This window comes from Streptomyces sp. SID3212 (assembly GCF_009865405.1).
Lineage (GTDB): Bacteria > Actinomycetota > Actinomycetes > Streptomycetales > Streptomycetaceae > Streptomyces.
Map to the genome: position 1 here is coordinate 1 of NZ_WWJY01000758.1, position 5,489 is coordinate 5,489.

Sequence of the window (5,489 nt, forward strand, 5' to 3'; positions counted from 1 at the left end):
CCCGTCCGGCGATTGAGGACATCAGTAAGCGCAACGGACACCACCGCAGAAGCTACCGCGACGTCACCGTGAAGAGCGCTCCGTCCGGATCCCGGAGCGTCGCCTCGTGGAGGGTCTCCGCCGCCTCCGGAGGAGAGACCAGCGCGCCCCCGTCCCGCACCGCCGCCTCCACCGACCGGGAAACCTCCGGCACCCGGAAGTACACGTGCCACCGCGGCCGCACCTGCACCGCGCCCCCGCGAATCCGCGCCACCACCTGCTCGTCCTGTCGCAGCACCGCGTGGTCGTCCTCGTGGACGAGGGTGAAGCCGTCCGCGGTCTCCGGCGCCCAGCCGAGGACCTGCCCGTAGAATCTCGCCGCGTCGACCGTGTCGCGCGTCCGCAGTTCCAGCCAGGCCGGCGCGCTCCCGCGTCCCACGGTCCAGTCGGAGCGCACCGCGCCCTCCCAGATGCCGAAGGCCGCCCCGTCGGGGTCCATGGCGAGCGCCGCGCGCCCCGTGTGGAAGGCCAGCGGTCCCACCGCCACGGTCGCGCCGCGCTCGCGGATGCGGGCCGCCGCCTCGTCCACGTTCGCGACGGCGAAGTACGGGGTCCAGGACACCTCGACCTGGAGCGACGAGGCGAGCGCCCCGATGCCCGCGACGGCCATCCCGTCGGAGAGCGCGACGCAGAAGTCGTCGCCGAGCCCGGCGGGGCGGTAGGTCCAGCCGAGGACGTTCCCGTAGAAGGCCTGTGACGCGGGGAGTTCACGGGAGAGGAGCGTCACCCAGCAGGGAGCTCCCGCCACAGCTTGCGAGTTGACCTTGTCGCGCTCCACACCGCTGACACCGCTCACACCACTCACTCCGCCCACGTCCGACTCCTCGTATGAGCCCCTACTCTGCCAGGCCGGCCCCGGAGCGTCGGCAGCCGGTCGCGATCGCACATCAACGCGGGTACGTTTTCAGCACCTTGCCCTTCCGGTCGGCGGCCAGATACGCGCCGCCGTATTCGTCCGACACGTACACGAGCAGCACGGGCTGGTCGTCGGCGAACACCCACGCGGGTTCGACGATCAGGTAGTGACTGGTCGGCTTGCGCACGCCGAGATCGTTGTCCGCCTTGCGGAGCAGCTCGGGGATCCTGTCCCAGTCGAAGGACATGAGGTCGACGCTGCCTTCTCCGGAGACGAGTTCCCGGCCGGGGCCCAGGCGCGTGGCCGCGCCGTCGCGGTACTCGTACCGGTCGAACAGCTTCTCCTCGCCCTTGACCAGCGCCTCGGCGGAGGCGAACTGCTCGTGCACCGTGAAGCTGGTGGCCTCCGTGCCGCCCATGACGGGGTCGAGCGCGGCGATGACCTTCTTGACGGCAGCGGGCGTCAACAGATCCTCGGAGGAGGCGGGCGTGGGGGCCGGCGTGGGGGTGGGGGACAGGGACCCCGAAGGCGACCGGTCAGGCGCGGGCGCGGAGGCGGAGGCGTGGTCGGCGCCCGGGGTGCCCTCGCGGTCCGTGGACCCGGAGTCGCCCGACAGCGGCGACACGTACCAGGTCAACGCTCCGGCCACGGCGATCCCGGCGACCGTCGCGGCGACGGAGATCCTGCGGCCCCGGCGGACCCGCGCCGGAGTGTCCGTGGAGCCGGGCCCCGGGGGCGCGTACGGAGGCGTCGGAAAAGGCGGCGGCGAGGGGAACGGCGGCGCCCCCGCCGTGCGCAGCCGCGTCGTCGGCGCACCGGGCACGGCGTCGGCGGGCTCCGGCCACCGCGCGCCGCGCTCCACCGCCGCCAGCATCCCGTCGAGCGCCGCCGCGTCGGGCCGGGCCGCCGTGTTCCGGTCCAGCAGCGCGACCAGTACGGGCCCCAGCGGCCCCGCCCGGCCGGGCGGCGGTATCTCCTCGTCGAGCACGGCCGCCAGCGTGGCCAGCGCGGACGTCCTGCGCAGCGGATGGCGTCCCTCGACGGCGACGTACATCAGCATGCCCAGGGACCACAGGTCGGACGCGGGGTTTCCCTCGTCGCCCCGGATGCGCTCGGGGGCGATGTAGTCGGGGGAGCCGATGAGTTCCCCCGTGGCCGTGAGGTTCGAGGACTCGCGCAGCGCGGCGATCCCGAAGTCCGTGAGCACGGGGCGGGCGTCGGCGCGCAGCAGCACGTTCGCGGGTTTCACGTCGCGGTGGTGGATGCCGACCGCGTGCGCGGCGCGCAGCGCGGACAGCACGCCACGGCCGATCGTGGCGGCCTCGACGGGGGTCAACGGCCCCTGTTCCAGGCGTTCCTGGAGCGAGCGGCCGGGCACCAGCTCCATGACGATCCAGGGATGCGCGACCTCCGCCGCGTCCACGATGTGATAGATCCTCACCACCCCGGGGTGGTCGATCGCGGCGAGGGCCTGCGCCTCGCGCAGGACGCGCTCGCGCAGCACCCGCGCGGCCGTCGGGTCCGCCGCCATCATGGCGGGGTCGGGCGGCCTGACCTCCTTGAGCGCCACCTCACGGTGGAGGGCCAGGTCGCGGGCGCGCCACACGAGGCCCATACCGCCGCCGCCCAGCCGGTCGAGCAGTTCGAACCGGCCGTCGATGACACGTCCTTCGGATCCCCCTGAGTTCATGGCGCTCAGGGTACGAGGCTCCGGCGGGCCCTTCCGCACCGTCCCCGGAGGGGGTCACCGCAGCAGGAGTTGCAGACCGCCGAGCACGGTCGCCCCGATCACGAGCCGTTCGAAGAGCCGCTGGTCGATACGGTTCACACAGACCTTGCCGAGGTACGCGCCCGGCAGGACGAACAGGACCAGGACGGCGTCGAGCAGCAGGGAGTGGACGTCGATCAGGCCCAGTCCCACGCTGAACGGGACCTTGGTCGTGTTGACGATCAGGAAGAACCACGCCGAGGTGCCGAGGAAGCCCAGTTTCTGGAAGCCCGCCGAGAGGAGATACATCGACATCACCGGGCCGCCCGCGTTGGCGACCATCGTGGTGAAGCCGCCGAGCACCCCGTACGAACCGGCCTTGACGCGCCCGCCCGACGACGCCTGGGCCTCGGCCCCGTCCCCGCCGCGCCGCCGCCACATCGTGACGCCCGCCATCAGCAGCAGGATCGCCCCGATGGAGGTACGGACGGCGTCGTTCCCGGCCAGGAGCAGGAACACCGTGCCCAGCAGCACCCCCGCCGCGACCGCGGGGAACAGCCGCCACAGCGTGGGCCAGTGCGCGTGCCGCCGGTAGGTCAGGACCGCCAGGACGTCCCCGACGATCAGGACGGGCAGCAGGACGCCCGTCGACTCCCGCGCAGGAAGGACGGTCGCGAACACCGCCAGGCTGACGGTGTTGGCCCCGCTCACGGCCGTCTTCGAGAAGCCGACCAGCGTCGCCGCCGCCGCCAGTGCCGCGAATCCCCACCACGATATGTCCATGCCGGGAAGTGATGGTATGCCTTCCTGCCCGGGCGATCTCCCCGGCCACCTCGTCCGGCGCTGTCGGGCCGTCCCTGGCTGAGTGGGGCGAAGCACCTGATACTGGACACATGGACAGAGCTCAACTGGCTGATTTCCTGCGGGCCCGCCGAGAAGCGCTCCGGCCCGCGGACGTCGGGCTCGGGCCGGGCGTTCGCAGGCGGACGGCCGGGCTGCGGCGTGAGGAGGTCGCGGCCCTGGCCATGATGTCCACCGACCACTACACCGGTCTCGAACAGCAGCGCGCCCCCCAGCCCTCCCCGGCCCTGCTGTTGTCCCTGGCCCGGGCGCTGCGGCTGACGCTCGACGAGCGGGACCACCTCTTCCTGCTGGCCGGCCAGCACCTTCCCGAGCGCCACGCGGCGAGCGAGCACGTCGGCCCGGCGCTGCTGCGCATGCTGGACCGGCTCTACGACACCCCGGCCCAGGTCGTGACGGATCTGGGCGAGACCCTCGCGCAGAACCGCCTGGCGAGGGCGTTGTTCGGCGACTTCGAGCACCGTACGGGCGCGGCGCGCAGCGATGTCTACCGCTGGTTCACCGAGCCGGGTGCCCGGTCCGCGTACCCGCCGGACGAACAGCGCGCGGAGAGCCGCGTGCTGGTCGCCGACCTGCGTGCGGCGTTGATACGGCGCGGGCAGGACCCGAGGTCCCGGGCTCTGGTGGCCCGGCTGCGGGCGGAGAGCGACGAGTTCGCGGGGATCTGGGCCGATCACGAGGTCGGGGTGCTCCGGGGGCGCCGCAAGCGGATCAGCCACCCCGACGTGGGCGTGGTCGAACTGGACTGCCAGACCCTCATCGAGGAGAGCAGGTCGCAGGTGCTCACGGTGTTCACCGCCGCCCCCGGCACCCAGGCGCAGCGGCGGCTGGAGCTGCTGTCGGTGGTCGGCGCGCGTCTCGCCGAGCGCTGAGCCGCACACCGCGGCACATCGGTGGTGTCAGGCCCCGGATATTCGGAGGACACCGGCCCGCCCGCATCCGTACGCTCCCCGGAATGGACGTTGTGGGCACACCGATCATCGAGGCGCTGGACGGATACCGCGCGCAGGACCCGGCGGAGGCGGCCGACGTTCGGCGCGTCCGTGAACTGGCCCGGACCGCGCCGGATCCGTGGCTCCGCTCGAACCCCCTCCACGCGACGGCCTCCGCGCTGATCGTGCACCCGCCGAGCGGCCGGCTGCTGATGCGCTGGCACCCGGGAATGGGGTCGTGGTCGCAGGTCGGCGGCCACGGCGACCCGGGGGAGAGCGAACCCCTCGCCGTCGTCCTGCGCGAGGGCGCGGAGGAGACCGGGCTCACCGACCTGACGCCGTGGCCGGACGCGTCGCTCGTCCACGTGGCTGTGGTGCCCGTCCCCGCCCGGGGCCGTGAACCGGCCCACGAACACGCCGACCTGCGCTTCGTCCTGGCCACGGCCCGGCCCGACGACGCGCGCCCCGAGCACCCCGACGCGCCCCTGCGCTGGCTGACCCCCGCCGAGGCCCTGGAGGACACCGCGCTGGCCAACGTCCGCGACACGATCCGGCGCGTGGAGAGACTGCTCGCCGCCGCCGGGCGCTGAGAGGGGCGGCGGACCGCCCCGGACCCGGGCGTGCCAGAGTGCTGCGAGACGACGAAGCAGGACGTACGTACGGGTCACGCCCGTGCGTACGCACGCAGCGAAGGAGAACACCGTGCCCCGCACGCCCGGCCGGTCCGACGTCCCGGGCGGCCAGCCCCTCACCAACTGGGCGGGCAACATCGCCTTCCGCGCGGCCCGGGTGCACCGCCCCGCCACGGTGGACGACCTGCGGGAGATCGTCGCGAGCAGCCACCGCGTACGGGCGCTGGGCAGCGGGCACTCCTTCAACACCCTCGCGGACACCACCGGCGACCTCGTGTCGGTGGCAGGCCTGCCGGCGACCGTGGAGGTCGACGCGGACGCCCGGACGGTGACGGTCGGCGCGGGACTGCGCTTCGCCGCGTTCACCGGGGCCGTGCACGCGGCGGGCCTCGCGCTCCACAACCTCGGCTCGCTCCCGCACATCTCGGTCGCCGGAGCCTGCGCCACCGGCACCCACGGCT

6 protein-coding genes are annotated in these 5,489 nt (G+C 73.5%); 3 read left to right on the forward strand and 3 right to left on the reverse strand.

All coding sequences use genetic code 11. The annotated features are described in order from the left end of the window. Window positions 1-52: 52 nt before the first annotated feature. From GT042_RS22970 to GT042_RS22980, 3 genes are all read right to left on the reverse strand, one after another. Window positions 53-835 carry a VOC family protein gene (locus GT042_RS22970; RefSeq protein WP_345943877.1) on the reverse strand — a complete coding sequence of 261 codons (783 nt, stop codon included), beginning with the start codon at window positions 833-835 and terminating at the stop codon, window positions 53-55. Between the two features lie 91 nt (window positions 836-926). Continuing rightward, entirely contained in the window at window positions 927-2,585 is a 1,659-nt protein-coding gene (locus tag GT042_RS22975; protein ID WP_161310619.1) for a serine/threonine-protein kinase, read from the reverse strand. Between the two features lie 54 nt (window positions 2,586-2,639). Continuing rightward, a complete protein-coding gene (locus GT042_RS22980; protein ID WP_161310620.1) occupies window positions 2,640-3,386 on the reverse strand; it encodes a sulfite exporter TauE/SafE family protein in 747 nt (248 codons plus the stop codon). Window positions 3,387-3,496: 110 nt separating this feature from the next. Between GT042_RS22980 and GT042_RS22985 the strand changes: the two genes are divergently transcribed. From GT042_RS22985 to GT042_RS22995, 3 genes are all read left to right on the forward strand, one after another. Further along, entirely contained in the window at window positions 3,497-4,336 is an 840-nt protein-coding gene (locus GT042_RS22985; RefSeq protein ID WP_161310621.1) for a helix-turn-helix domain-containing protein, read from the forward strand. Window positions 4,337-4,419: 83 nt separating this feature from the next. Further along, window positions 4,420-4,986, forward strand: coding sequence for an NUDIX domain-containing protein (locus tag GT042_RS22990; RefSeq protein ID WP_161310622.1), 567 nt, complete (start codon window positions 4,420-4,422; stop codon window positions 4,984-4,986). 112 nt (window positions 4,987-5,098) lie between these two features. Continuing rightward, window positions 5,099-5,489: FAD-binding protein (locus tag GT042_RS22995; RefSeq protein ID WP_161310623.1), on the forward strand; the 391-nt coding region annotated here is incomplete at its 3' end.

What these genes read in the sequence shown, in the direction of transcription:
- GT042_RS22985 (WP_161310621.1), top strand. Translation starts at nt 3,497, where the DNA reads ATGGACAGAGCTCAACTGGCTGATTTCCTGCGGGCCCGCCGAGAAGCG.
- GT042_RS22980 (WP_161310620.1), bottom strand. Translation starts at nt 3,386, where the DNA reads ATGGACATATCGTGGTGGGGATTCGCGGCACTGGCGGCGGCGGCGACG.
- GT042_RS22990 (WP_161310622.1), top strand. Translation starts at nt 4,420, where the DNA reads ATGGACGTTGTGGGCACACCGATCATCGAGGCGCTGGACGGATACCGC.
- GT042_RS22975 (WP_161310619.1), bottom strand. Translation starts at nt 2,585, where the DNA reads ATGAACTCAGGGGGATCCGAAGGACGTGTCATCGACGGCCGGTTCGAA.